We start from the raw sequence: 24,640 nt of genomic DNA, 5'->3' as shown, positions 1-24,640 counted from the left end.
ATATTACCCACTATGCCCAAGTTTATGATACTGCGTCAATCCTACACCGCAGGTAAAATCTGTGTAAACAATCACAGCACAGATTATATTAACACGAACACAACAAAACTGTAATGCATTGAAATAAAACAAAATAGTAAAAATGGCATTATCCATCAGTACAAAATCTATTACGAAAAAAATTATTCACTTCACGTTTGGGTTACATCGAGCAAGATGGCAGCGTTAAACATTTAAATAATATCAGCCCGTAAACAATAAGCTCGTGGACAACGACTTATTAACTTGTCCAAAATAACTTAAACATTATTCTTCTGGCAACGGGATGTCATGAGAAGTCAATCGCTTTATTAATCAGTAGTGCGTATGCACTATAATCTTAAGACCGTTTAATTCTCGTCCAGCATGCGGATAACTGCAGTTCAGGCCGATTCACGCTATCAATGCAGATGGATATCTGCATGCTATGCTATACTCCGCGCCCAGTTAAATACGCATCTGCATGTCTGAGTAAGTTCAATCGGTGTGGGTGTGCGTCAAAAAGCACATTGTTTCAGGCTTCGGCCTCAAAAATCAGGAGAGAAAATGAGCAACGTTGACTTTACTACGTCTGCAAACCCGGAAACGCTGGCGACAGAAGTCGCCTGTCTTAAAGCTACGCTGACACTGATCCTGAAATCGATCGGTCAGGCCGATGCCGGGAAAGTCATTATCAACATGGAGCGCTTTATCGCGCAGATTGAAGATCCAACCCAGGCCGAAATCTTTAAAAACAGTATCCAACAAATTAAGCACGCCTACCGCCAATAAGCTGCCGCACTTCCGGCCTGCCATAACCGCGGGCCCGTTTTCCCTCAGCCCCTGTGATTGATCCCCCTGACACTTTCAGGCAATGTGTTTTTATTTACGTCAGAGAAACATATGGGCATCGTGGTAAAAGCGCTGATTGGCGCACTGGTGGTGGTACTCATTGGCCTGCTTGCCAAAAGTCGCAGCTACTATATTGCCGGTTTGGTGCCGTTGTTCCCTACCTTTGCACTGATTGCCCATTACATCGTCGGCAGCGAACGCTCAATCGAAGCGTTGAGAACCACGCTGATTTTTGGCATGTGGGCCGTTTTACCCTATCTGGTGTATCTGATCTCGCTGTATTTCTTTATCAACAGCATGAGATTGTCTTGGGCGCTGGCCGCTGCGGTAATATGTTGGATCGCAGCGGCCTGGCTTTTGATTACCCTGTGGGGATGGTGGCAGGGGCGTTGACCGCCCCGCCAGAATTACGGCCTGCCGGCCTGCAGAACAAATCCGCGTTGCATATCTCCTGCCACGCGGAAATAGCGGCTTTCACCGGCACGCAACGTCATCGGTAGCCGGCCGCTGGTATCGCGCCAGATACACAGACTGTTTTCGATCATATCCTGCCCAATGCTGATTTCGTTGTTTCCCACCGGAACCCGGAACTCAGCCTTTTCTTGCGCCGCCAGCGACGCAGCAAACTCCCCGTTGATATAAACCCCGGTTCGGCAACTGCCTGCCAACATTCCGCTGTCACGTACTACCACCAGGGTCGCATAAGGCGTCTGCGGCATATTTTGATAAAGCAACAGTCGGCTAGGAGGCGGTAATTCGGCCTGCTGCAGCGGAACGGACTGCGTAGCGCAGCCAGACAACAGCAAGGTAGTAACAAATAACGCGGCGTAATGCTTCATCCTGAGCTCCTGGGAAAAACCAGTCTTTATAGTAGCAACAGAATAGGCTGCGGCTGTAGCGCTGGGATAACATCAATACAAAAATAAGATAATTTCCAGTGATCTGAAGAACATCGGGAGCACAACGGATTGGTCCTCGCCAACCGCGATGTTTGTTAGACAACGCGGTCGATAGCATAAGAAAATTCCGTAGTTAGTATATTGAAATGAATAAGATTTTTATAATTTCCTTAAAGCTTGACCATACGTTTTTGAATGTCTTCGCGAAAGGCGTCACCCACAAAATTAAAACCATCCTCAGTCACATAAACGCGTGAGTAACCATTATCTGATAACGTCGTCACCATGTAACCCGCGCTTATCATCTCTGCTGAAGGCGCATTCATCAGCGTGAGAAAACCGCGTCCCCGGCACCATTGATAAAAACGAGTACGACCGTAACCCAATGAATCCCCAACATCGGAAAGGTTTCTTAACCTGTCACAATCTTCTGATAATGAAGGTAAATCAGCACTGTCTTTAGGTACTTCCGATTTATTCGCCAAAATAAAACTCCCTTTAACGTCTTCATCATCATGACAATCACTTCTCTATCCTGAATCTAAAAAATTTGCGCATGAATTGCAATCGTATTACCGGCAAATTTAATAATAGTTTTAATTTCGATAATTTATAAAAAGCAATAAAAAAGTCCCTATTCTAATTCACGGTTCTTCAAATACCTTTGTGTAACCAATAATAAGAATTAATCTTTAGGTAAATATCTTAAAAAATCACTTCCCATATATATCCAATGAAAGTTAGCAGGTACATTATAACAAGCGGGACTATTTCATGATTGGGAATAACGTTCTTAGCCCTGCACCGTCGGTATTACATCAACCTCGCCTAAACAATAACTATTATCATTTCCAATTTTAACATCAGTTTATTACACTCATGCCCTATCTCGCTTAGGAAGATTCTTAGCGTGTGAATACAGGAAGAAAGGAAGAGTTAGGGATACCATGAAGACGTTTAGCTTTTTGATTATTTTGCCATTAATGACATTAACCGCCTGCACCCAGTGGGAGAAACCCGGTGCCGGCAATGCCACCCGCGACATGGAATATGCTGAATGCAAAGCTCGCGGTTACGAACGTTTCCCTCCCGATGTGGTGAGAGATTTTGAGTTTAGCTACGAAAACCAATACCAAAGCTGTAAAAAAGACAAAAAAGACTGCCCGGCAGGTTACCGCTACGAAAAACAGCCCTCGTTCAAGACAGTGCAGAACGATCGTAACGAAGATGCTCGCTCAGCGACCATAGAAGCCTGCATGTATGGTAAAGGCTGGCATGAGAAAACCTATTACTGGCCACAGTGAAGGTAATACCAACGGCGCGGTCGGCGCACTGCCCCACGCGCCCGTAAGGATCACTCATCATCGCCATGCGGCATGCCGGTCCTGGGTTTAGGTTTACCCTCTTGCGGCTTTTTATCTTTTGCGGCCGATAGCGCCCGGCCAATCAACCACAACAATAGCGGTATTAACAGCAGGCACAGCCCCAGCGTAATCAGTGCATTCGTCATCCGTTATCCGCCCGATTTGTCCGGTCATCTTGCCTGAGTGTAGCAGGCTTATTCGTCAGTCTCGATGTCGTTCAATCGGGCCAAGGTTTCGACCCTTACCGGCGTCAATGGTATCCGCGGTGCCGGTAGCGGCCAGCCAAGCAAATGACGCGCCGCCGTCGCGCAAATCTTCCCCTGACAAGCCCCCATGCCACAGCGGCTGCTCAGCTTGGCCGCCGTCCAGTCAGGAAAGCCGTTTAGCTGGCCTAAGGAAACATCTTCACAACGGCACACCAAAGTTTGCGGTTCTGCCAACGCTTTCAGCGCGGGATTCAAGGCAAAAGCCTGTGCCACAGCATCGGCGAATCGCCTCCATTTATCACGTTCCCGCATCAATCCCTTCGCCCGTTGTTGATTGCCGGTGGCGACATACCCAGCAATGGCTCCTTCCGTCAGCGCCAGTTCGCTGCCCCCTATTCCGGTGCATTCACCGGCGGCATAAATTTTCGGCTGGCTGGTTTGCTGGTTCTCGTCCACGGCAACGGCGTCATCACGAAGGCGGCAGCCCAGCAGCATCGCCAGTTCGACGTTCGCCACCAGGCCAAAACCGCAGGCCAAGCGTTCGCAGGCCAGCGTCGTCACGCGAGTGCCCGTCTGTAGCCGTATCGCCGTCAGCCGTTGATCACCTATTGCCTCCAGCACAAAGCTGTCAGGACGATAATGACGGTTGAGCAGGGTAAATGACTGGCGTAATTTGGCTGGCCAACGCCACAACCCGCCAGCAAACGCCGCCAGGTGCATAGCTGACGCCTGTTCTGCCACCCTCACCACTTTTCCCCCTGCTTTGATCACGCTGTCGGCCACCGCCATCAGTAACGGGCCACTGCCGGCAATCGCCACCCGCTCCCCTTTGATCGGCAATCCCTGTTTAATCTGCGCCTGCAACCCACCGGCACCGGTGACGCCAGGCAACATCCAACCGGGAAACGGCAATAGCAACTCACGTGCGCCACAGCACAAGATCAATGTTTGATAGTCCACCACTCCGCTGCCAGTCGCAGCTTCGTAGAGGATTTTCTGCGGCCCACAACAAGCGATGATTTTCACCCCGTTCAGCAGGGTCACGTTGCTCAGCGCTTCCACCGCCCGCCGATACTGCTGCGCCAGCGCCGGTAGCGCCACGTTGGGTCCGTCACGCCAGATCTGCCCGCCCAGGCGCAGGTTATCATCAAGCACCAGCACCGACTGGCCACTTTCTGCCGCCGCCCGGGCCGCCGCAAGCCCGGCCGGGCCCGCCCCGATAACCAACACATCGCACACGAGGTCACTCATTCTCCGTCCTCTCAATCTGCATTCCCGGCTGGCAGAGGGTCTGACACGCCAGCCGCCGCAGGCCATTTACGGTCACGCGGCACTCCTGGCAAACCCCCATGCCACAAAACGGCGTGCGCGCTTGCCCGCTGACCGAAACGCGACAGCTGTCCTCGCCACTCAGACTGAGCGCCGCCGCCACGCTAAACCCTTCCGGAACCCAGAGGCTTTCACCGTTAAGGGTCACATTCAGTTGATTCTGTTTTTGACTCATATCGCTAACACCTCCGTACTGAACATGCGCGCAGCCAGATAAGGCGTGTCGTCAATCGCCGGGCGATGATGATGGATCTGGGCGGAAATCAGCTCAGCACTGCCCAACGCGGTGGTGACGCCTAACCCTTCGTGCCCCAGCGCCAGCCACAGCCCACGGTGTTGCGGATGCGGGCCCAACAGCGGCAAACCGTCGGCGGAGGCGGCACGCTGGCCGGTCCAACAGCGAATGACGTTCATCTGTGCCAGCGTGGGCAAAAAAGCGTTGGCGCGCGCCAACATTGCGGCCAGCAACGGCAAATCGATGTCACTGCCTGGGGCGTCAAACTGGCGCGATGAGCCGATCAACAACTGGCCCGTTGGGCGCGCCTGAACGTTAAACGCCACCGAAGTCCCGTCGCTGGCATGGGCGCTGGCACCATACCCCAATTCAACCAACTGATGATGGATCCTGTGCGGATAGCGATCGGTAATCGCCAACTGCCCTTTTTTGGCCCGCAGCATGGGCTGTTCCAGCAGCCTGTTGGCCTGCAGACCGCAGGCCAGCACCACTACCGGTGCCGTCAGACGCTCACCACTCGCCAGCACGATGGCCCGTTCTTCCAACGCGCAAGCCTCTCCGGTAATGACTCTGATTGCCGACCCGGCGTCGTTCACGAGCCAGCGGGCCACGTTAGGTGCATAAACAATGCCATCGCCCGGCACTCGCAGCCCGCCCGCCAAACCGGGGCGTAGCATAGGTTCCAGGCCTGCCACCTGTGCGGCACTTTGTATTTCGCTGGCCACACCATACTCCGCCATACGTTGGCACTTGGCTTCGGCAATCGCCATTTCATCGTCCCGCTCTGCCAGCCACAGCGTACCGCAGCCACGCCAGGCGCAGTTTTCCGGCAGTCGTTCCACCAGGCTGCGCCACAGCTGCAGTGAGTAGGCGCTTAAGGCCAGCTCGGCAGGGTTGTCGTCCATACACACCAGGTGCCCCATACCTGCGGCGGTCGCACCGGCGCGCTGATTATCCACCAGCAGCACCTGCAGCCCTTGTTGCGCCAGGCGCCAGGCGCAGGCGGCACCAATAATGCCGGCCCCCACCACGATCGCTTCAGCACGCCTGTCGGCAGCCATCAGCGGATACCCCAAACGAAAGGATCGCGCTCATCCAACAGCAGTTGGCTGTCAGCGCACACATAGGCTTGCCCACGGATAAACGGCGTTACGCGATCGCCGTTACGTTGGTAATACCCGCTGAACTGGCTGCCGATCACGCTCGCCTGGCGCCAGATCTCACCCGGTTGCAGTTTGCCGTCGGCCGCCAGACAGGCCAGTTTGGCGCTGGTGCCGGTCCCGCAGGGTGAGCGGTCATAGGCTTTGCCCGGGCAAAGCACGAAGTTACGGCTGTCCGCCTGCGGATCGGCGGCAAACAGTTCGATATGATCGATAACCCCGCCGTCTTCGCTATAAATCCCCGCAGACTCCAGTGACACCCGCACCGCCCAACAAAAAGCGGTAAGCGCGTCCAGGTTTTGCGTATCGATCGCCAGGTGATGTTCACCGATAAGGAAAAACCAATTCCCGCCCCAGGCAATGTCACCCACCACCGGGCCATAGCCGCTCACCTCCACTCTTACCTGGCGGCGATAGCGATAGGCCGGTACGTTTTCCACCGTCACGCTGCCATCCTCATGTAGCCTGGCATTTACCGTGCCGACAGGCGTTTCAATCAGGTGATCTCCCACGCCAATTCGCCCCAAATAGGCCAATGAGGCCACCAGACCAATGGTGCCGTGGCCGCACATGCCCAAATAGCCGGCGTTGTTGAAGAAAATCACCCCGGCAGCGGCCTGCGGCGAACAGGGCTGGCAGAGCAAAGCCCCGACCAGGACATCATTGCCGCGCGGCTCCAGAATGATGGCGCTGCGCCAATCATCATAATCTTGGGCAAATCGGGCTTTGCGCTCCGCCATACTGCCGCTACCCAAATCGGGAAACCCTTCGATGATCAACCGGGTAGGTTCACCGGCAGTATGGGAATCGATCGCCCGCAGCGCGGTGAAATGCGAAGAAAGTGCCATCGGAGCCTCCTGAGTTAATGAAATGTTACCGTTGGCGTTAGACTGACCGAATATGTCAGCGGCGGCTTGATACATTTCGGCTCGGCGCATGCAGAAATCAGCACAATCCTTAATTAGATATCCGGTTAACGCCGAACAGAGGTAAGCGATGAGCCATAAGAATGAGTTATTTATCAAATCGTTACTTTTATGTTATTTCCAGACTTGTGCAAAAGAGGCGATTTTTTTCTGCGTGGAATGTGTCACGGAGGGAAAAAGTTTGCGGTGATCCGCATAATTGACGGCTGCGCTTGAAAAGTTACAAGAAAGTTAATATTGATGAGGCGCGTCAAAATGGCCGGCCCGGCCACTCCAGATTCTGTGCCATCCAGCGGGAAAAGGTATTGCCATGCGATTAACTCAACGCCACCAGGTTATCACTGACACCAGGCCCGCTTTCGATGAACAGGAAGATGACGTTTTCGCCGTTGAGCAACTGTCCCGCTGGTGCGATGGCCTGGCACAGCAACGGCCGAATACTCTGCGCGACCTGCTTAATTCCCTGGCGTTGATCGCCCCGCTGTTCAATGCCATGCCCAACGTGGTGTTCTTCATCAAAGACGTGCAAGCCCGTTATCTGTTCGCCAATCTGACGCTGGCCAAACGCTGTGGGTTTAAAACCGTCGCGCCGCTGCTGGGCAAAACCTCGGCGGACGTTTTCCCCGCCCAGCTCGGATCGGGGTATACCGAGCAGGATCTCCGCGTGCTGCGTCACGGGGAGCTGATCCAGGATCAGCTGGAAATGCACTTGTATAACGGACGTGAGACCGGTTGGTGCCTGACGCAAAAGCTGGCGCTGTACGACGCGCAGGGCAAAATCATCGGCATGGCTGGCATTTCGCACGATCTGCAGGAAGCCAAGGCCAATCACCCAGCCTATCAGCGGCTGGCGGCCATCGATGTCTACATTCGCCAGCATTACGCCCGGCCGATCGCACTTGAGGAACTGACGACGCTCACTGCACTTTCCGTGGCGCAGATTGAACGTTACTGCAAACGCATTTTTCATCTCACGCCGCGCCAGATGATCCACAAGGTGCGGCTGGAAAAAGCCACCGAACTGCTGGCCGGCGATATGCCGATTACCGACATCGCCTTGCAGTGCGGCTACACCGATCACAGCGCATTCAGCCGTCAATTCAAAGCCATGACCGGTTCAACGCCGCGCGACTTCCGCACCACCATAACCCTTTAATACACTGATTTATATTAGTAAAAAAATCGCTATGGTGCCTTGTGCATCAGGTTCCTTCTCGTCTGAATCCCCGCCTCACTGTGCCAATTTCGTCATGGCATTCGGCGAAAACCGTCAAGCCCCTACGAACAATACAGGTCAATCTGTGATTGGATTTTACCAATAATTCACCATTGATTAACAAACTTGGACGACAGGAAAAACACTATGAGCCATAAAGCCATTAGCTGGAGCGGCGTATTCCCGGCGGTCAGCACCCAGTTCCGCAGCGATTTTTCTCTGGATCTCGACGCCACCCACACGGTGATCAAAAACCTGGTCAAAGACGGCGTTTCGGGCCTGGTGGTGTGTGGCACCGTGGGTGAGAACACCTCGCTGACCGTTCAGGAAAAACTGTCGGTGATTGAAGTGGCACGCGACGCAGCTCAGGGTCAGGTCCCGGTGATTGCCGGTATCGCCGAGTTCACCACCGCCTTTGCGCGCAATATGGCGCGCGAAGCCCAGAAGGTCGGCGTCGACGGCATTATGGTAATGCCGGCGTTAGTCTATTCAGCCAAACCCCATGAAACCGCAACGCATTTTCGCAGCGTCGCTACCGCCACCGATCTGCCGATCATGGTCTACAACAACCCGCCGATTTATAAAAATGACGTGACGCCGGACATCCTGACGTCACTGGTCGATTGCGAAAATATCGTCTGCTTCAAGGATTCCTCTGGCGACACCCGTCGCTTTATCGATCTGCGCAACGAAGTGGGCGATCGCTTTGTGCTGTTCGCCGGGTTGGATGACGTGGTGCTGGAAAGCATCGCCGTCGGCGCCGAAGGCTGGATCTCCGGCATGTCTAACGCCTTCCCGCGTGAAGGCGAAACCTTGTTCCGTCTGGCGAAGCAAAAACGCTTCGAGGAGGCGCTGGCGCTGTACAGCTGGTTTATGCCGCTGCTGCATTTGGATGCGCGTCCCGATCTGGTGCAGTGCATCAAGCTGTGTGAAGAGTTGGTGGGTCGCGGCAGCGCCATTACCCGTCCACCACGTCTGGCATTGCAGGGCGATACCCTGGCCGAGGTCACCGCAGTGGTCAAAAAAGCGCTGGCAAACCGCCCTGCGCTGCCGGATGTCGGCCTCTGATCGCCACTCACGCCCGGCGGCCTGCCGGGCTCTGTCACTGACCCAACGGGGGAACCCATGTCCAACGCCCATACCATCAGCGGCCAACAGTTTATCGGCGGTCAACGCCGTGCCAGCGGCGAGGCCCAGCTTGTCAGCCTGCGCGCCGACAACGGTCTGCCGACCGGCCACGTTTTTTTCTCGGCCAGTCACGAAGAAGCCGCCGCCGCCGCCGATGCCGCCGCACAAGCATTCACGGCCTATTCTCAGCTCAGCGCCGAGCGTCGAGCCGACTTTCTTGAGGCCATTGCCGACCAATTAGACGCTCTGGATGAGGATTTCTTCGGCTTCGCCATGCAGGAAACCGCCCTGCCATTAGCCCGACTGAGCGGCGAACGGGCCAGAACCAGCGGCCAAATGCGACTGTTTGCCACCCTGCTGCGCCGTGGGGATGTGCATGGCGTGCGCATAGACAGCGCATTGCCTCAACGAACGCCGGTGCCCCGCCTGGATCTGCGGCAGTATCGCACCGCCCTCGGGCCAGTGGCGGTGTTTGGTGCCAGCAATTTCCCATTGGCATTCTCCACCGCAGGCGGAGACACCGCGGCCGCGTTAGCCGCAGGCTGTCCGGTGGTGTTCAAGGCGCACAGCGGCCATATGATCACCGCAGAACTGACCGCACTGGCCATCGAACGGGCAAGAGAACAACAGCAGATCCCTGCTGGGGTTTTCAACATGATTTATGGGGACCACATTGGCGCGGAACTGGTGCAGCATCCGGCCATTCAGGCGGTGGGTTTCACCGGATCGCTTCGGGGCGGCCGGGCCTTGTTCGATTTGGCCCAGCGGCGCGCCCAACCGATCCCGGTATTTGCCGAGATGTCGAGCATCAACCCGCTGATCGTTATGCCGCAGGCTTTAGCCCGCCGTGGGCAGCAGATCGCCCGCGAGCTGGTCGCATCCTTCACCCTCGGCTGCGGCCAGTTCTGCACCAAGCCTGGGCTGATCATCGGGCAACGCGGCGAAGCATTCAGCGAATTTGTGCGCGAACTGTCCGCACAGGTCAACGCCGCGCCTGCGCAAGCCATGCTCAATGCCGGCACGCTGGCCAATTACCGCCGCGGATTGGCTGCTCTTGATGAGCAAAACGGCATCCGTCACCTGGCTGGTCATCGCGAAGAGCGCCCGCATTTAGCAACGGCACAGCTCTATCAGGCCGATTTCGATTTGCTGCTCAGCGGAAACCCGCTGCTGCAAGAGGAAGTGTTTGGCCCGGCAGCCATTCTGGTGGAAGTGGAAGATCGTCGACAGCTGACTGCCGCACTGGACAGCCTGCAGGGGCAACTGACCGCCACGCTGCTGACAGAAAACGAAGATCTGGCCGACGCAGAACCGCTGGCTCAACGGCTGGCCCAAAAAGCGGGGCGGGTGTTGTTTAACGGTTATCCGACCGGGGTAGAAGTCTGCGATGCCATGGTGCACGGCGGGCCTTATCCGGCCACCAGCGACGCACGCGGTACTTCGGTGGGTACGCTGGCTATTGAACGTTTTCTGCGCCCGGTCTGCCTGCAGAATTACCCCCCAGCGTTGCTGCCCCCGCAGCTGCAAGACAGCAATCCACTGGGCCTGCTGCGGCTGGTTAACGGGATTTACACCCGTGAACCTCTCCGCTCACCAGCCAACGACTAACCAAATCGCATCTGTCTGCCACCTAATAACAAAAGGGTCATTCCATGACAACCCAAGGCAAATTCAAGAAGCAGCTTACGCTCACCGATCTGACGTTTATCGGCCTGGGCGCAATCTTTGGTTCCGGCTGGCTGTTCGCCGCCAGCCACGTCTCTTCCATTGCCGGCCCGGCCGGTATTTACTCCTGGCTGATCGGCGGCCTGGCGGTGTTGCTGCTCGGCATTGTCTATTGTGAGCTGGGCGCAGCGCTGCCGCGCGCCGGCGGTATTATCCGCTATCCGGTGTTTTCCCACGGTGAACTGATGGGCTATCTGCTGGGCTTTATTACCCTGATCGCGTTCTCCAGCCTGATATCCATTGAGATCGTGGCCGCCCGTCAGTACGCCGCCGCCTGGTTTCCTTTTTTGAGCCAACCGGGCTCCGGCGATCCGACGCTAATCGGCTGGGTGGTCCAACTGTTGCTGCTGTGTTTTTTCTTCGCGCTTAACTACTACAGCGTCAAAACCTTTGCCAAATCCAACAACCTGATCAGCGTGATTAAATTTGTGGTGCCGCTGTTGGTGATCGTCGTGTTGTTCAGTTTCTTCAAACCCGAAAACCTGCACAGCCAGGGGTTTGCCCCCTTTGGCTCCGCCGGCGTCGAAGCCGCCATATCCGCCGGGGGGATTATTTTCGCCTACCTGGGCCTAACGCCGATTATCTCGGTTGCCAGCGAGGTGCAAAACCCGCAGCGCACCATTCCTATCGCGCTGATCCTGTCGGTGGTGTTGTCCACGCTCATTTACGTGCTGCTGCAGGTGGCTTTCCTCGGCAGTATTCCCAGCGAGATGCTGAGCGGCGGCTGGGCCGGGATCAGCCAGCAATTTTCGCTGCCCTACCGTGATATCGCCATCACCCTGGGCATGGGCTGGCTGGCTTTTCTGGTGGTGAGCGATGCGATTATCTCGCCGAGCGGCACCGGTAACATTTATATGAACGCCACACCACGCGTGGTATACGGTTGGGCGCGCGCCGGCACCTTCTTTAAAATATTCACTCGCGTCGACGGCGAGTCCGGCATTCCGCGTCCTGCTCTCTGGCTGACTTTCGCCTTGTCGATTTTCTGGACGCTGCCCTTCCCTTCATGGGAGAAGCTGATCGGCGTGGTTTCCGCCGCGCTGGTCCTGAGTTACGCGATTGCGCCCGTCACCGCCGCCGGCCTGCGCCGCAATGCCCCTGAGCTGCCGCGACCATTTTTCGTGCGCGGCTTCTGCGTGCTCGGTCCGGTGTCATTTATCATCTCGGCGCTGATCGTCTACTGGTCCGGTTGGAATACCGTCTCCTGGCTGCTCGGCCTGCAAATCCTGATGTTTGTGGTCTATATCCTGTTCAAAAATAAGGTGCCGACCCACGCCGTCAGCCTCAAGCAGCAGATTTGGTCCTCACTGTGGCTGATCGCCTTCTATGCGCTGATCATCATCGCTTCTTATCTCGGCAGTTTTGGCGGCATCAACGCTATCGTTCACCCATGGGATACCATCACCGTCGCAGTCATTGCGCTGGCGATCTACTACTGGGGCGCCTATACCTGTTTACCTCGGGCGAATTTTGCCGGTGATGAAGAAGAGTAAATCCAGAGGAGATATCTGATGACGCAAACCCAGAGGCTGACGTTGGAGCAAGCCTATGAGCTGGCGCTGAAGGCATTGCGCAGTAACGGATTCAGCGCTGAACACGCCGATGCCGTCGCCCAAAATGTGACGGCCGGTGAACGCGACGGCTGCGCTTCGCACGGTTTGTACCGAGTGCTTGGCTGCGTGCGTTCGCTATTGGCGGGCAAAGTTTCCGCCGATGCCCGTCCGACGCTGCTTGATCAGGCCCCGGCGATCTTGCGGGTCGACGCCCACGATGCTTTTTCGCTGCTGGCCTATCGCACGGCGCTGCCGGCTTTTGTCGAAAAGGTACGTACCAACGGCATTGCCGCGCTGGCCATTAACCACTGTGTGCATTACTCGGCATTATGGGCCGATATCGAACCTTTAACCGATCAAGGTCTGGTGGCGTTGGCCTGCACGCCCAGCCATGCCTGGGTTACGCCAGCAGGGGGAAGCCGACCGTTGTTCGGTACCAACCCTATCGCCTTCGGCTGGCCGCGGCCACAGCGGCCCCCCTTTATTTTTGATATGGCCACCAGCGCCGCCGCACGCGGCGAGATTGAACTGCATCGTCGTGCCGGTACCCCATTGCCGCCAGGCTGGGGCATAGATCAACAGGGGAAACCCTCCACCGATGCCCAAAGCGTGTTGCAAGGTGCGATGCTGACCTTTGGCGGCCATAAAGGCTCGGCGCTGGCGGCGATGGTTGAACTGCTTGCCGGGCCGTTGATTGGCGATATGACCAGTAAGGAATCGCTGGCCTACGATCGGCAGACCGGCTCCTCCCCTTACGGCGGCGAGCTGATCATCGCCATGGATCCCGATCGTTTTCTGGGGCCGGATAAAGTGGCGCATTTGGCCAGGGCGGAAGCCTTGTTTGCTGATATGAGCGAACAAGGGGCGCGCATTCCGGGAGAACGGCGCTTTCAACAACGGCAATACAGCGAACAGCACGGCGTCACCATCCCGCAGGCGTTGTATGAGGAGATTGCGGCTCTCTGTCGCTAACGTTTAATAATGAGGCAGGCCCACAGCGTTAAGCTGCGGGCCTGATTTGAAAGGATTACCGGACAACCATCACCGAAATATTGGCATGGCGAACAATGGCCGCCGCATTGGAACCCAGCAGGTAGGTTTTCACGCTCGGTCGGCGCGAGCCGATGATGATCAGATCGGCTTCGATTTCCTCCGCCAGTTCCAGTACCTGATCGCGCGGCGAACCGAAGCTGACGGTGTAATCCAGCCGCTCCAGCGGAAGGTCGATTTCCGCCATGATCTGCTTAAGCTTATCCACCGCCTTCACTTCCGCCTTGTTCTCAAACTCTTTGATGCCGAACGAGTAAGCGGTAACGAATGCCGAGGCGTCCGGCAGCGCATGGAAAAAGTGCACTTTGGCACCGGACATTTTCGCCAGGTACACCACATGCTCCAGCGCATGCTCGGTCAACAGATCTTCTTCAATATCTATCGGCACTAATATGGTCTTATACATATCACATCCCTTCTATGTAACCGTGGTGCCCACAGGGTACTGCCGGGGAGGATAAGGGTGAACCGCTTTGTCGCGCTTTTGTGATCGGCGGTAAATACTAGGTGGGATATTTCCTTATTTAACAAAATATAAACACAACCCGTCTAACGGCTAGCCGAATAATTATTTCAAAGGCGGCTAAATCAGCTGTAAATACACCGCTTTTGCGGTAGCGGCGGTTTTATTGGCCACCGACAGTTTTTTAATCGAGTTACCGATGTGGAAATTTACGGTGCGCTCACTCAAGCCCATTAACAGCGCCGTTTCTTCCGAGGTTTTGCCTTCGCTGCACCAGCGTAAAATATCTTTCTCACGCAGAGTCAGCACATCCTTTATTGCCTCGTCGTTTACCGATATTAATGCTTCGCGCAGCGTCTTGTGGGCGGTCTGTGCCAGCCACAGGAAGAAAGTTTCGTTACGTGCCCCGGCCTGCGGGGACTGAGTGGGGATACTCTTACCGGCAAAAGTGAGGATGCCCAACCGGCCGTAGCAATCCTTGACGGACTGCGACCAGCCTTCACGAATGCCGTACTGCGCCATGCGCCACCACAGCTCCGGTTTATCCCGGTAGAACGGCTCGTCCCAATAGAATTGCAGCGTAGAGTGGTGGGCCTGCTCGATCATCGGATCCTGCAGGTAGATCCGCAATTTGCGATAGTCCTCAAGATATTGCGCAGGATAATTACCCTCTATCAGCATCTTGGGCCGGCTGGCCGGGTAGCAGGAAAAGACCGTATAAGAGAAGTACTCGAAACCCAGCGCCTGAGCGCAAGGTGCCAGACGGTTTAAAAAAAGGTCGCGGTCAGACAGGCTGCCAAGCAGATCATCCATCAAAGGCTGAAAGTGAGTGTCCATAACACGGGTTCTCCAGAGCACAGCGCCGCAATCATTAAGTGAGGTTAACTATAGTGGAGGGCTCAGGGCGACAACAGCCGTTTCATATAATAAAAAATACCATGGCTATAACAAAAACAGCTATTCCCCTGCCATTATTAATAAATAACGACTTTATATTGCACCGGCGCTAAGAATTTCGCGAATAACATAAAGCCTATTTATTGTAAACCTGTCACTTCTACCGTTAGACAGTCACTCCGCCGCCAATTACCTTCGCCATAGGCACCTGGTGCTTTTTAAATTCAAATAAAATATAAGCATTTGCGAATTTTGCAAAGCAGAAGAATACTCACGGGGATTTTTATGGCAGAGAATAATACGGCAATAAATTCGGTCGCCGTGATTGGCGCCGGAACCATGGGCAGAGGCATTGCCTATCTATTGGCACTGAACGGCATACGAACCCTGCTTTATAATCGCAGCGCTCATTCTTTGAATCAGGCACGTGATTATATTGTCGGTGACCTGAATAAAAAAATCGATAACGGAAAAATAAGCCAACAGAAAAAAGGCGAGATCTTGGCCAACCTGGTTTTCTCGCCTGTTTTCGACGCTATCGCCGACAGTGACCTGGTGATTGAAACCATTGCGGAACATGAACCCACCAAGCATGAGATCCTCGCGGCCATTGCCGCCACGGTAAAAAAAGAGGCGATTATCGCCACCAATACCTCTTCGCTGTCGCTGAATAAACTGGCCGCGGGCATAGAAAATAACTCGCGCTTTATCGGCCTGCATTTTTTCAACCCGGCACCGCTGATGAAGCTGATCGAAATTATCCCGTCCTATTTTACCGCCCGGGTCACAACCTTACGCTGCCAGCAGTTGGTCACGGCGATAGGCAAACAGTTTGTGGTCTGCAAAGCCACGCCGGGTTTTATCGTCAATCGCATGGCGCGGCCTTTTTATCTGGAAGGTTTTCGCCTGCTGGAAGAAAACGTGGCGCTGGCACCGCAAATCGACCGTGCGCTCAAGGCCGGAGGCCACTTTCGCATGGGGCCTTTGGAACTGACTGATTTTATCGGTCAGGACATTAATTATCAGGTCAGCAGCCAGATTTGGCAGGACATGCAGTATGACCCCCGCTACACCCCCGGCCATTTGCAACGTTCGCTGGTGGATGCCGGGCTGTTGGGGAAGAAAAACGGCCGCTCCTTTTTTTCTCCCTCGGCTGACACAGCCCCCCCACCGGCTGCCGGCGGCGGTACGCTGAGCTCGCTGCATTTTTTTGGCGAACATCCGCTGTTCGATCTGCTGCAACAGCATGCCCTCGCGACCTGGGCGCCCCTCCCAATAACACGTCAGCCGGAACACCCGGTTCTGGGACGGTTTATCCAGGTGAATGACAGTCTGGCAGTCAAAATCACCGATGGGCGAACGGCCAATCAGCTTGCCGACTTAGCGGGCCTCGATACCTTCGTGATCGACGTTGCACTGAACTACGCCAACACCGCTTTTCTGGTGGCGGCCCACAGCCAACAGGCTACCGAGACGAATAAAGCGCTGTTCCTCACGCTGCTGCAAGCGGTGATCCCGCAGGTGGAGTTTGTTAAAGATTCCCCAGGCCTGATCGTCGCGCGAGTTCTGAGCAGCCTGATCAATGAGTCGGTGATCATGGTGGAGAGCGGGGTTTGTAGCCGAGAAGACATCGATATCGCCGCCGTGGCCGGCGTCAACTATGCCGACGGCATTTTTGCCTGGCTGGCTCAGCTCGGGCAGAAAAACGTGAAATCGACGCTGGATAATATGGCGCAACTGCTGCATTCCGCCCGCTATTACCCGCATTACTCGTTGCTGCACACCACAAGGCCCGAGCTGGCCGTCGCGCCCTAAGGAAAAATGATGACGATTAAAGACGATGGGGTCTATCTGATTGACGGTACGCGCACGGCGATCGGCGCCTACGGCGGTAGTCTGGCATTAACCCGCCCGGACGATATGGCGGCCTCGATTATTCGGGCCTTGCTGCAACGACACCCAGAAAGCGAGGCGGATGTTGATGAGGTGGTGCTGGGCTGTGCCAATCAGGCCGGTGAAGACAACCGTAACGTTGCGCGCATGGCGGCGTTGTTGTCCGGTCTGGATCAGGGAGTACCGGCGATTACCCTTAACCGGCTGTGCGCCTCCGGGCTGGACGCCGTGATTTATGCCGGCGCAAAAATCAAAAGCGGCCTTAGCGATCTGGTGTTGGCCGGCGGTGTCGAAAGCATGAGCCGCGCGCCCTATGTGATGAGCAAAGGCGAAACGCCATTCGATAAGGGGATCAAACTGTTCGACACCACGCTGGGCTGGCGCTTTGTCAACCCGCAGCTGGCGCAACGCTATGGCAGCGATCCGTTGGGTATCACGGCCGAAAACGTCGCGCAGCAATACTGCATATCCCGCGAGGATCAGGATAATTTTGCCCTGGCGTCGCAGCAAAAGGCCTGGCGGGCTATCGAAAATGGCCGGTTGGCCAGGGAGATCACCGCGCTGGATGTTCAGGTCGATCGCAAAACCCGCCAATCCTTCGCGCAGGATGAGTTCCCGCGCCAGACCACGCTGCAAAAACTGCAGGCGCTGAAGCCGGCCTTCACCCCCGAAGGCTCGGTCACCGCCGGGAATGCCTCCGGTATCAATGACGGTGCCGCCGTGCTGTTGCTGGCCAGCGGTCGCTATGTCAAGCGCAAGTCACTCCAGCCGCTGGCGGAAATTGGCGACAGCGCCAGCGCCGGCGTTGCCCCCGCGTTGATGGGCATTGGGCCGATCGCCGCGACCGAGCGTCTGTTAGCACGTACCGGTTTTACGCTGAATGATTTCGACGTCATTGAAATTAATGAGGCATTTGCCGCGCAGGTGTTGGCGACGCTGCAAAGTTGGCGCATCGACTTCGACGATACGCGAGTCAATCCGAACGGTGGTGCCATCGCCCTCGGGCATCCGCTGGGCATGTCCGGCGCGCGTCTGGTGCTTTCCAGCGCGCTGGAGCTGCATACCCGGCAATTAAGCAATGCGCTGGTGACGATGTGTGTCGGTGTCGGCCAGGGTGTTTCATTGGTGATTAAAGCCCTCTAATGTAAGGAATTCCGTATGAGCGTATTGAACATTCTTGAAGAAAAACTGGCCGAAACCAAAAAACAGGGCCGGTTCCGCGAGTTCCTCAACCTGGAACGCAGCGTGCTGGATAAACCCTGGGCCACCAGCCACGGGCAACAGGGTGAGCGCCGTCTGAACGTCTGGTGCTCCAATGACTATCTGGCGATGAGCCATCACCCCAAGGTGATTCTGGCAACCACCGAGGCGGTAAACCGTGTCGGGCTGGGTACCTGCGGGGCACGCAGTATTTCCGGCACTTCGATCTACCACAGCGAGTTGGAAAGCTTGCTGGCCAAAGCCTACGGCAAGGAGTCCGCGCTGTTGTTCACCACCGGCTTTGGAGCCAATGACGCCACGCTCTCGACGCTGTGCGACGCCATTCCCAATCTGATCGTCTTTTCTGATGAGCTGAACCATGCTTCGATGATTTACGGCATTCGCTACAGCAAGGCGGAGAAGAAAATCTTTCGCCACAATGACGTTGCACACCTGGCCGAGCTGCTGCAAGAAGCCGATCCGCAGCGTCCCAAGCTGATCGCCTTCGAGTCGCTCTATTCGATGGACGGCGATTTTGCCCCGCTGGCACAGATTGTCGCGCTGGCGGAGAAACATCAGGCGCTGACCTATCTGGACGAAATCCACTCCGCCGGCGTTTACGGCCAGCGGGGCTTGGGTTATGCCGAGCAACTGGGCCTGCTGGACAAGATCACCATTATTCAGGGGGGCTTTGGTAAGTCCTACGGCGCTGCCGGTGGCTATATCGCCGCACCGCGCGCGGTGGTAGAAGCCGTACGCAGTTGGGCACCGGCGTTCGTCTTCAGCACCTCCTCCCCCGCGCCGGTGGTGGCGGCGGCGCTGGCCAGCTTCAAATACAACCTTGAGCATGACAACCAACGCAAACATCTGCTGGCGATAATCGATCACCTGAAATCCGGCCTGCGTGCCGCCGGTATTCCTCTGGTCTCGGAGGACAGCCATATTCTGCCGGTGCTGGTCGGCGATCCACACCGCAACAAGCACATCAGCAAACAACTGCTCGATGAGTACGATATTTACGTGCAACCGGTCAATGCCCCGACGGTGCCGGCCGGCAGCGAACGTTTGCGGGTTACGCCGACCTCGGCCCATACTCATGAGGACGTGGAATATTTCCTGGCGGCGCTAAGCAAAATCTGGGCCGCCAATGCGTTACGGAGAGCGGGATGAAGTTGACGGACTACAACGGCCATTTTCTTACGCTGTGTCTGATGGCGACCGGCACCTTTGCCATCGGTACCGATGCGTTTATCGTCGCCGGCATACTTGACGAGATTTCCGGCACCTTTGCCGTCAGCCCTGCGCAAGCGGGGCAGTTAATCTCGGTCTTCGCCCTGGCCTATATGGTGTTCGCTCCGCTGACCGCCTGGCTGCTGGGCAACCTCAACCGCAAACATATCTTGCAGTTGGCACTGGTGTTGTTTATCGCCGGTAACCTGGTTTGCGCCTATGCCGACAGCTTTTTGCAAATCTCCGCGGGGCGCGTACTGGCGGCGCTGGGGGCGGCTTGCTACACGCCGCAGGCCGCCGCCGCCGCAGTCGGGCTGGTGGCGGAAAAACGCCGCGGGCTGGCGATATCGATTGTGTATGGCGGCATGACGCTGGCTATCGCGCTGGGCATTCCCTTTGGCACCTTCCTGGCCAAGCTGATCGGCTGGCGGGAGATCTTCCTGCTGATCGCCCTGTTAGGTGCCGTTGCGCTGCTGGGGCTTTCGCTGGCGCTGAACGCTATCGCCGCGCCGGGGAAACATTCGCTGAAAGAACGGTTGGCCCCACTGCGACAAAAGGCAGTGCTGACCACGCTGCTGATCACCTTCTTCGCCGTCTGCTCCGAACACATTGTTTACAGCTATGTGAGCGTATTACTGAAGAATACTCAGTTGGGCCCGGAGGCGATTTTGCCCCTCGCGTTACTGGTGTTCGGCATCGGGGCCGTCATCGGCAATTTCGTTTCCGGTTTATTAACCGATACCTTCGGCAGTAAATTTGTCCTGCTGTTTTCCGTGTCGATTCAAACCCTTTCATTGTTCCTGCTGGCCTTTTACGTCACCTCACCCTGGTGGGTGCTGGCAATATTTCTGGTATGGGGGATTACCGGCTGGATGTATCTGGTGCCTATTCAGCACCACTTGCTGTCGCTGTCCAAACGTTTTGGCGCGCTGACCGTGTCGCTGAACAGCTCGGTACTGTATGCCGGCATTGCGGCGGGGGGCATGCTCGGCGGCCTGACGCTGTATACCTTGCCCGCTTATTACCTGCCGCTGTTTTCGTTGCCGTTGGGCGCCATCGCCCTGCTGCTGACGCTGGTGTTCTTCCAGGGAGAAAAAAGCCATGACTGACCTGCCGCCACCGGTGCTGTATGAACAACAGGACGGCATCGCCGTGATTACCCTGAACCGGCCGGAAAAAAAGAACGCCATCAATTTGGCGATGGCTCGCCTGATCCAACGCTACCTGCAACAGGCCGAGCAGGATGAAAAGGTTCGGGTGATCCTGTTGACCGGTCAGCCACAGGTGTTCTCGGCCAGGATGGACGTCAAAGCCTTTCAGCAGGGCGAACTTCCGGTGGTCGATCCGAATGGCTTTGCCGGCCTGGTGCATGCCCGACTCACCAAGGTGATTATCGCCGCCGTGGACGGTATCGCCTTCGGCGGAGGGTTCGAGATAGCGCTGGCCTGTGACCTGATCGTCGCCGGGCGGGATGCGCAATTCAGTTTCCCGGAGACCGGGCTGGGGCTGATTGCGGCACAAGGCGGATGTTCGCGCCTGCCGGTGCGCATCTCCCCCTATATCGCCCTCGACTGGTTACTGACCGGCCGCGTCATAGGCGTGGAGGAAGCCTGGCGGCACGGTGTTATTTCGCGGATCAGCGAGGGAAGCGCTCTGGAAGAGGCACGGTTGATCGCCGTGCAAATCGCCCAGAAGAACCCACTGGCTACCCAGGCGGTAAAAGCCATCGTTCGTCATGGGATGACGCAACATGAGGCCCCCAGCTTTGATTACCAACAAAGCTGGGTAGATCAGGTGCGGTTGGCAGCAAAAGTCTTTTAAGAGCATTCTGAGGGAATGGCAATCATTCGCAGTCTAATTTTTAATCACTACAAGACCGCAATTGAGAAGCCATTGACCCCGCTCTGCGGGGATTTTTTTGCCTGGTTAACCTTCGTCTGAGGGAAAAGTCTGCATAAACAAAAAGGTACAAGGCTTGCTCTGGTGCTGATTGATTAAAGGCACCAGGCGCTTGAAATGCTCGGTTTGGCAATGCGTGTCCAACGCTGCCCGATCGGGCCACTCCTCAACGAAAATAAAATGCCCCGGATCCTGATGGTCAATCAACAACTCATAGGAGAGGCACAGCGCCTCCTGACGGGTTTTCTCTACCAATTCGCGATACAGCGGCAACACCGTTTCAATACGGTCGTGCTTGATAAAATCTTCAGCAATCACCTTTAGCATGGCGTCTTTTCTCTTTCAATTTATCTGTCATGGGTGGCCACTCTACCCTCGAAGACCAGACTTTGCCTTCATTAATCGCGGTGATAATTCAAAGCTTGTCATTCAGTGATTACGCGCACAGATATTCATCAGCAGGCTTGAATCACGACCGGCCATGTGTGAATTTCAGGTTAACCAATTGTCAATTTTTGGTTTCTACCAACAGATTTTCCGTGGCTGCACAGGCCAGGATAGCCTGCATTGCTGCTTTTTTTTGCCCACAAAGGCCTGACCATTAGTCCTTTAGACCTTTGGGTGAAAACTGAAAACCGACGGTGAATGTTCCGCAGTGGCAATAGGTGCAGGCAAGCTGCCGGCGTTACGCCGCCGGCCCCAGTTGTTTAACCTGTTTGAGAGGGTAGCCCCGTGAGTAATACGACCAACACCAGTTCCGCGCTCAATTCAGCGATTAAAAAAACGTGGCGCAGATTAATCCCCCTGATGTTCTCTCTGTATTTCGTCGCCTTTATCGATCGGGTAAACGTAGGCTTTGCCAAGGAGGCAATGTCGGTGAATATTGGCCTGTCGCAATCCGCCTTCGCATTGGGTGCAGGGATTTTCTTCGCGGCTTACGCCATCTTCGGCATTCCAGCCAACCTGATGATGAACAAACTAGGGGCAAAAGTCTGGCTTAGCGCCACCACGGCAGTGTGGGGGGCCTTGTCCGCCTGCACCGGTTTCGTCAGCAACGAATATCAATTTATCGCCTTGCGCTTCCTGTTGGGGTTGGCCGAGGCTGGCTTCTACCCGGGTATCCTGTTGCTGGCTTCCCTTTATTTTCCCAATAAGGTTCGAGCCTCAGTGATAGGTATCTTTGTCCTCGGGGTTCCTGCGGCCTTGACCCTGGGCTCGCCCATTTCTGGCGCGTTGCTCGAAATGCACGGCGTGCTGGGGCAGCCAGGTTGGTTCTGGATGTTTGTTCTGGAAGGTTTACCGGCCGTCGTGTTGGGGATCTTCGCCTATTTCTATCTTGACGACAGCCCGGGCAAGGCGCGATTTCTTAACCCGGAAGAGAAGCAGGCGTTGGTGGCACAGTTGGCCCTGGAGCAAACAAATACCGAGGCCAGCAGCGTGAAAGAGGCGTTGAAAAATTCCAAGGTTTGGCACCTGGCTTTTATTTACGGCACCATTCAGGTCGGCGTGTATGGCCTGTTGTTTTTCCTGCCCTCGCAGGTGGCCTCGCTGATGGGCACCAATATCGGGTTTAAGGCATCGCTGGTAGCGGCAATTCCCTGGGCCGTTTCTGCATTTGGGGTCTATTACATCCCGCGTTATGCCGACCGCAAAACCTCCCGCCGCTTGCCCATCGCCATCGGCTGCATGGTGATTGCCGCACTGGGATTGGTTGTTTCGTCCTATGCCGGACCGACTGTTGCCATTATTGCGTTGTGCTTTTGCGCCGTCAGCTTCCTGGCGGTGCAGCCGATATTCTGGACCTTACCGGCGCAGATACTTTCAGGCCCGGCACTGGCGGCCGGCATCGGTTTTTGCACCACGCTGGGTGCACTGTTCAGTTTCCTGGCACCGCTAATCCGCACCGAGGCAGAACTGCGCTTCGATAGCCCGCATGCCGGCCTGATCGTACTGGCAATTTTCTCTTTGCTGTGCGCCGCGCTGATTTTTGCACTCAAAGGGTGGGCTACGCAGAGCGCCGAGCGTCAGGCTCAGGTGAGTGGGTAAGCCTGGGCTGAAGCCCATTCGATTTAGCTTATATTGAAGCGGTGAATGAGACACTGACCCTACATTTTCTGGGGGTCATCCATGGAGACATTAACCGCTATTATCGCCAAATACGGCCCGGAGCCCGGTCTCCTGTTGCTGCTTATTTTTCTGTTTGCATTGGGCAAGTCGGTCATTTTCATTTCTTCGGTTCTGCCGCCCGCATCGGTGACGTTGATGTTAGGCATTGTCGCCGGCAAGCCGGTGTTGGCCGATGCACATGTCTGGGCGGCGATAACCCTGGGTGCCCTGTTCGGCTCCGTTTTGTCTTTCCATTGCGGCGCATGGCTTCAAAAGCGCCAAAGTGGGAATTGGCTGCCGGTCAGATACCGTGGCGCAGTGAACAAGGCGCAATCCGCATTACAGAACAACGGGATCCCGCTGCTGTTTATATCGCGCTTTCTGGCCGTAATGCGCTATACCGTGCCATTGGTTGCCGGCATGATTGCCCTGCCGCGCAAGCAGGTCTATTGCGCCAGTGCGCTGTCTGCCGGGGTGTGGGCCGTGGCTCTGATGTCCGTCGGTCAGCTGTTTTAATGGTCGCTCTCGATTATTGAGGACGGAATTCCAACGCGGCATTCTTAACCACAGCGTAAACCGCCGGTGTCGGGGGTTTGGGAAAGCTGGCATTTGCGGTTGCCACTACAGCCGCACGGCAAAGTGCGGGATCACCGCCTTCAGCCCGGACATCTAACAGCATGCCATCCGGAGCCAACTTGAGTCGTAATGAGCATTCCTTGCCGGCGTAGACGCTGTCATATTGAAAATGACGTTGAATAGCCGCTGCGATCTGCGCGATATATCGGTTGATCTCTTGCCCAGGTGCTGGCGCCGTTTTACCTTGCAATCCTGCGAAAAGGTCATCGACTTCGCCTCCAGATACCTCAGGTTTAGCCGCAGTGTCCGTCCCCGAGCAGCCTGCTAACAACAGCGTTGCGATAACGAGCAATACTGCCGACAGGCGAGTTTCCGATCCTGAATTAACTTTTCTCATGATTCCCTTCCTTTTAGAACCGCCCTATCCGCTGTTGACGGGTGCCTGTTCAGAATGCAAAAAGCCCACGCAAGTGGGCTTTATCGTAAATCAGTTCTGCCGGGTTGCGCGCTTCATTTCTCGCTCGCCCGGCGATTGTGTTTTGACGGATAAAGGCGCAACGAATGCCTTCCACTCTTTGCCACCGGCCTGGTCTGCAGAGGCCTTGTTACGCGACTCGTAGTCGTCCTGTTGCCCCGCACAGCCTGACAGTACCATCACACCCAGAGCCATTATTAACGCTTTACGCATCTCTATCTCCCTATAGAAAAAATTTTC

The 24,640-nt window shown here is 55.7% G+C and carries 27 protein-coding genes; 15 read left to right on the top strand and 12 right to left on the bottom strand.

Translation table 11 applies throughout. The features are described from left to right. Positions 1–585 precede the first annotated feature (585 nt). Both M495_RS08520 and M495_RS08515 read left to right on the top strand, forming a co-directional pair. A complete protein-coding gene (locus tag M495_RS08520; protein WP_020826235.1) occupies positions 586–810 on the top strand; it encodes a DUF2594 family protein in 225 nt (74 codons plus the stop codon). Positions 811–921: 111 nt separating this feature from the next. Next, positions 922–1,263 (top strand): GlpM family protein, encoded by a 342-nt coding sequence (locus M495_RS08515; RefSeq protein WP_020826234.1) that lies wholly within the window; start codon positions 922–924, stop codon positions 1,261–1,263. 14 nt (positions 1,264–1,277) lie between these two features. Here M495_RS08515 and M495_RS08510 read toward each other — a convergent pair whose 3' ends face one another. Both M495_RS08510 and M495_RS24895 read right to left on the bottom strand, forming a co-directional pair. After that, positions 1,278–1,709, bottom strand: a complete 432-nt coding sequence (locus M495_RS08510; protein ID WP_020826233.1) for a hypothetical protein — start codon at positions 1,707–1,709, stop codon at positions 1,278–1,280. A 230-nt stretch (positions 1,710–1,939) separates the two neighbouring features. Beyond that, on the bottom strand, positions 1,940–2,254 hold the full coding sequence (locus tag M495_RS24895; protein WP_071844565.1) for a hypothetical protein: 315 nt from the start codon (positions 2,252–2,254) through the stop codon (positions 1,940–1,942). 462 nt (positions 2,255–2,716) lie between these two features. Here M495_RS24895 and M495_RS08505 point away from each other — a divergent pair, with 462 nt between their 5' ends. Continuing rightward, positions 2,717–3,073, top strand: coding sequence for a hypothetical protein (locus M495_RS08505; protein ID WP_020826230.1), 357 nt, complete (start codon positions 2,717–2,719; stop codon positions 3,071–3,073). Between the two features lie 50 nt (positions 3,074–3,123). Here M495_RS08505 and M495_RS25765 read toward each other — a convergent pair whose 3' ends face one another. The 5 genes from M495_RS25765 to M495_RS08485 are packed head-to-tail and all read right to left on the bottom strand — an operon-like array spanning position 3,124 to position 6,911. Beyond that, positions 3,124–3,279, bottom strand: a complete 156-nt coding sequence (locus tag M495_RS25765) for a hypothetical protein (RefSeq protein ID WP_020826229.1) — start codon at positions 3,277–3,279, stop codon at positions 3,124–3,126. A 48-nt stretch (positions 3,280–3,327) separates the two neighbouring features. Then, entirely contained in the window at positions 3,328–4,590 is a 1,263-nt protein-coding gene (locus tag M495_RS08500) for an NAD(P)/FAD-dependent oxidoreductase (RefSeq protein ID WP_020826228.1), read from the bottom strand. Then, positions 4,583–4,843 carry a (2Fe-2S)-binding protein gene (locus M495_RS08495; RefSeq protein ID WP_020826227.1) on the bottom strand — a complete coding sequence of 87 codons (261 nt, stop codon included), beginning with the start codon at positions 4,841–4,843 and terminating at the stop codon, positions 4,583–4,585. Before M495_RS08495 ends, M495_RS08500 begins: the two co-directional genes overlap by 8 nt. Next, positions 4,840–5,964, bottom strand: a complete 1,125-nt coding sequence (locus tag M495_RS08490) for an NAD(P)/FAD-dependent oxidoreductase (protein ID WP_020826226.1) — start codon at positions 5,962–5,964, stop codon at positions 4,840–4,842. The genes M495_RS08495 and M495_RS08490 overlap by 4 nt, the downstream gene beginning before the upstream one ends. Further along, positions 5,964–6,911 (bottom strand): 4-hydroxyproline epimerase, encoded by a 948-nt coding sequence (locus M495_RS08485; protein ID WP_041415295.1) that lies wholly within the window; start codon positions 6,909–6,911, stop codon positions 5,964–5,966. Before M495_RS08485 ends, M495_RS08490 begins: the two co-directional genes overlap by 1 nt. A gap of 388 nt (positions 6,912–7,299) precedes the next feature. On the opposite strand from M495_RS08485, the gene M495_RS08480 reads away from it, so the two are divergent. The 5 genes from M495_RS08480 (at position 7,300) to M495_RS08460 (ending at position 13,583) form a co-directional block, all read left to right on the top strand. Further along, a complete protein-coding gene (locus tag M495_RS08480) occupies positions 7,300–8,145 on the top strand; it encodes an AraC family transcriptional regulator (protein WP_020826224.1) in 846 nt (281 codons plus the stop codon). Positions 8,146–8,352: 207 nt separating this feature from the next. Continuing rightward, positions 8,353–9,273, top strand: coding sequence for a dihydrodipicolinate synthase family protein (locus M495_RS08475; protein ID WP_020826223.1), 921 nt, complete (start codon positions 8,353–8,355; stop codon positions 9,271–9,273). 57 nt (positions 9,274–9,330) lie between these two features. Then, positions 9,331–10,941: an aldehyde dehydrogenase (NADP(+)) gene (locus tag M495_RS08470; RefSeq protein WP_020826222.1), complete on the top strand. Its 1,611-nt coding sequence runs from the start codon at positions 9,331–9,333 to the stop codon at positions 10,939–10,941. A 44-nt stretch (positions 10,942–10,985) separates the two neighbouring features. Then, positions 10,986–12,551: an APC family permease gene (locus tag M495_RS08465; RefSeq protein ID WP_020826221.1), complete on the top strand. Its 1,566-nt coding sequence runs from the start codon at positions 10,986–10,988 to the stop codon at positions 12,549–12,551. Between the two features lie 18 nt (positions 12,552–12,569). Then, complete coding sequence (locus M495_RS08460) at positions 12,570–13,583, top strand: Ldh family oxidoreductase (RefSeq protein ID WP_020826220.1); 1,014 nt, start codon at positions 12,570–12,572, stop codon at positions 13,581–13,583. A 55-nt stretch (positions 13,584–13,638) separates the two neighbouring features. On the opposite strand, the gene M495_RS08455 is transcribed toward M495_RS08460, so the two are convergent. Further along, positions 13,639–14,067, bottom strand: coding sequence for a universal stress protein (locus tag M495_RS08455; RefSeq protein ID WP_020826219.1), 429 nt, complete (start codon positions 14,065–14,067; stop codon positions 13,639–13,641). A gap of 177 nt (positions 14,068–14,244) precedes the next feature. Then, a complete protein-coding gene (locus M495_RS08450; RefSeq protein WP_020826218.1) occupies positions 14,245–14,961 on the bottom strand; it encodes an autoinducer binding domain-containing protein in 717 nt (238 codons plus the stop codon). Positions 14,962–15,306: 345 nt separating this feature from the next. Between M495_RS08450 and M495_RS08445 the strand changes: the two genes are divergently transcribed. From M495_RS08445 to M495_RS08425, 5 genes are read left to right on the top strand one after another with little or no spacing between them, the layout of a single operon-like run. After that, complete coding sequence (locus M495_RS08445; RefSeq protein ID WP_020826217.1) at positions 15,307–16,836, top strand: 3-hydroxyacyl-CoA dehydrogenase NAD-binding domain-containing protein; 1,530 nt, start codon at positions 15,307–15,309, stop codon at positions 16,834–16,836. Positions 16,837–16,845: 9 nt separating this feature from the next. Further along, entirely contained in the window at positions 16,846–18,057 is a 1,212-nt protein-coding gene (locus tag M495_RS08440) for an acetyl-CoA C-acyltransferase (protein ID WP_020826216.1), read from the top strand. A gap of 15 nt (positions 18,058–18,072) precedes the next feature. After that, positions 18,073–19,284 (top strand): 5-aminolevulinate synthase, encoded by a 1,212-nt coding sequence (gene hemA, locus M495_RS08435; RefSeq protein WP_020826215.1) that lies wholly within the window; start codon positions 18,073–18,075, stop codon positions 19,282–19,284. Beyond that, positions 19,281–20,453, top strand: a complete 1,173-nt coding sequence (locus tag M495_RS08430) for an MFS transporter (protein WP_020826214.1) — start codon at positions 19,281–19,283, stop codon at positions 20,451–20,453. Before hemA ends, M495_RS08430 begins: the two co-directional genes overlap by 4 nt. Then, positions 20,446–21,165 carry an enoyl-CoA hydratase-related protein gene (locus tag M495_RS08425; protein ID WP_020826213.1) on the top strand — a complete coding sequence of 240 codons (720 nt, stop codon included), beginning with the start codon at positions 20,446–20,448 and terminating at the stop codon, positions 21,163–21,165. The genes M495_RS08430 and M495_RS08425 overlap by 8 nt, the downstream gene beginning before the upstream one ends. Before the next feature lie 105 nt (positions 21,166–21,270). On the opposite strand, the gene M495_RS08420 is transcribed toward M495_RS08425, so the two are convergent. Then, the gene (locus M495_RS08420) at positions 21,271–21,570 is read right to left on the bottom strand and encodes a putative quinol monooxygenase (protein ID WP_020826212.1); all 300 of its coding nucleotides are present in this window, start codon (positions 21,568–21,570) and stop codon (positions 21,271–21,273) included. Between the two features lie 405 nt (positions 21,571–21,975). On the opposite strand from M495_RS08420, the gene M495_RS08415 reads away from it, so the two are divergent. Both M495_RS08415 and M495_RS08410 read left to right on the top strand, forming a co-directional pair. Further along, the gene (locus M495_RS08415) at positions 21,976–23,289 is read left to right on the top strand and encodes an MFS transporter (RefSeq protein ID WP_020826211.1); all 1,314 of its coding nucleotides are present in this window, start codon (positions 21,976–21,978) and stop codon (positions 23,287–23,289) included. An 81-nt stretch (positions 23,290–23,370) separates the two neighbouring features. Further along, complete coding sequence (locus tag M495_RS08410) at positions 23,371–23,865, top strand: DedA family protein (protein WP_020826210.1); 495 nt, start codon at positions 23,371–23,373, stop codon at positions 23,863–23,865. Positions 23,866–23,878: 13 nt separating this feature from the next. Here M495_RS08410 and tolA read toward each other — a convergent pair whose 3' ends face one another. Both tolA and M495_RS08400 read right to left on the bottom strand, forming a co-directional pair. Next, positions 23,879–24,322 carry a cell envelope integrity protein TolA gene (gene tolA, locus M495_RS08405; RefSeq protein WP_020826209.1) on the bottom strand — a complete coding sequence of 148 codons (444 nt, stop codon included), beginning with the start codon at positions 24,320–24,322 and terminating at the stop codon, positions 23,879–23,881. Between the two features lie 90 nt (positions 24,323–24,412). Further along, positions 24,413–24,613, bottom strand: a complete 201-nt coding sequence (locus M495_RS08400) for a putative periplasmic lipoprotein (protein WP_020826208.1) — start codon at positions 24,611–24,613, stop codon at positions 24,413–24,415. Positions 24,614–24,640: the final 27 nt, after the last annotated feature.

Origin of the sequence: Serratia liquefaciens ATCC 27592, assembly GCF_000422085.1 — a bacterium.
Classification (GTDB): Bacteria; Pseudomonadota; Gammaproteobacteria; order Enterobacterales; family Enterobacteriaceae; genus Serratia; species Serratia liquefaciens.
The sequence above is the reverse complement of the archived record's forward strand: the minus strand, read 5'-3'. Positions and strand labels throughout refer to the sequence as shown.

Excerpts from the sequence above, each read along its gene's own strand:
- M495_RS08450 (WP_020826218.1), bottom strand. The coding sequence starts at position 14,961 with ATGGACACTCACTTTCAGCCTTTGATGGATGATCTGCTTGGCAGCCTG.
- M495_RS08430 (WP_020826214.1), top strand. The coding sequence starts at position 19,281 with ATGAAGTTGACGGACTACAACGGCCATTTTCTTACGCTGTGTCTGATG.
- M495_RS08460 (WP_020826220.1), top strand. The coding sequence starts at position 12,570 with ATGACGCAAACCCAGAGGCTGACGTTGGAGCAAGCCTATGAGCTGGCG.
- M495_RS08495 (WP_020826227.1), bottom strand. The coding sequence starts at position 4,843 with ATGAGTCAAAAACAGAATCAACTGAATGTGACCCTTAACGGTGAAAGC.
- M495_RS08440 (WP_020826216.1), top strand. The coding sequence starts at position 16,846 with ATGACGATTAAAGACGATGGGGTCTATCTGATTGACGGTACGCGCACG.
- M495_RS08510 (WP_020826233.1), bottom strand. The coding sequence starts at position 1,709 with ATGAAGCATTACGCCGCGTTATTTGTTACTACCTTGCTGTTGTCTGGC.
- M495_RS08455 (WP_020826219.1), bottom strand. The coding sequence starts at position 14,067 with ATGTATAAGACCATATTAGTGCCGATAGATATTGAAGAAGATCTGTTG.
- M495_RS08485 (WP_041415295.1), bottom strand. The coding sequence starts at position 6,911 with ATGGCACTTTCTTCGCATTTCACCGCGCTGCGGGCGATCGATTCCCAT.
- M495_RS08420 (WP_020826212.1), bottom strand. The coding sequence starts at position 21,570 with ATGCTAAAGGTGATTGCTGAAGATTTTATCAAGCACGACCGTATTGAA.
- M495_RS08505 (WP_020826230.1), top strand. The coding sequence starts at position 2,717 with ATGAAGACGTTTAGCTTTTTGATTATTTTGCCATTAATGACATTAACC.
- M495_RS08520 (WP_020826235.1), top strand. The coding sequence starts at position 586 with ATGAGCAACGTTGACTTTACTACGTCTGCAAACCCGGAAACGCTGGCG.
- M495_RS08400 (WP_020826208.1), bottom strand. The coding sequence starts at position 24,613 with ATGCGTAAAGCGTTAATAATGGCTCTGGGTGTGATGGTACTGTCAGGC.
- M495_RS08475 (WP_020826223.1), top strand. The coding sequence starts at position 8,353 with ATGAGCCATAAAGCCATTAGCTGGAGCGGCGTATTCCCGGCGGTCAGC.
- tolA (WP_020826209.1), bottom strand. The coding sequence starts at position 24,322 with ATGAGAAAAGTTAATTCAGGATCGGAAACTCGCCTGTCGGCAGTATTG.
- M495_RS08480 (WP_020826224.1), top strand. The coding sequence starts at position 7,300 with ATGCGATTAACTCAACGCCACCAGGTTATCACTGACACCAGGCCCGCT.
- M495_RS08500 (WP_020826228.1), bottom strand. The coding sequence starts at position 4,590 with ATGAGTGACCTCGTGTGCGATGTGTTGGTTATCGGGGCGGGCCCGGCC.
- M495_RS08425 (WP_020826213.1), top strand. The coding sequence starts at position 20,446 with ATGACTGACCTGCCGCCACCGGTGCTGTATGAACAACAGGACGGCATC.
- M495_RS08515 (WP_020826234.1), top strand. The coding sequence starts at position 922 with ATGGGCATCGTGGTAAAAGCGCTGATTGGCGCACTGGTGGTGGTACTC.
- M495_RS08445 (WP_020826217.1), top strand. The coding sequence starts at position 15,307 with ATGGCAGAGAATAATACGGCAATAAATTCGGTCGCCGTGATTGGCGCC.
- M495_RS08465 (WP_020826221.1), top strand. The coding sequence starts at position 10,986 with ATGACAACCCAAGGCAAATTCAAGAAGCAGCTTACGCTCACCGATCTG.
- hemA (WP_020826215.1), top strand. The coding sequence starts at position 18,073 with ATGAGCGTATTGAACATTCTTGAAGAAAAACTGGCCGAAACCAAAAAA.
- M495_RS08490 (WP_020826226.1), bottom strand. The coding sequence starts at position 5,964 with ATGGCTGCCGACAGGCGTGCTGAAGCGATCGTGGTGGGGGCCGGCATT.
- M495_RS08410 (WP_020826210.1), top strand. The coding sequence starts at position 23,371 with ATGGAGACATTAACCGCTATTATCGCCAAATACGGCCCGGAGCCCGGT.
- M495_RS25765 (WP_020826229.1), bottom strand. The coding sequence starts at position 3,279 with ATGACGAATGCACTGATTACGCTGGGGCTGTGCCTGCTGTTAATACCG.
- M495_RS08470 (WP_020826222.1), top strand. The coding sequence starts at position 9,331 with ATGTCCAACGCCCATACCATCAGCGGCCAACAGTTTATCGGCGGTCAA.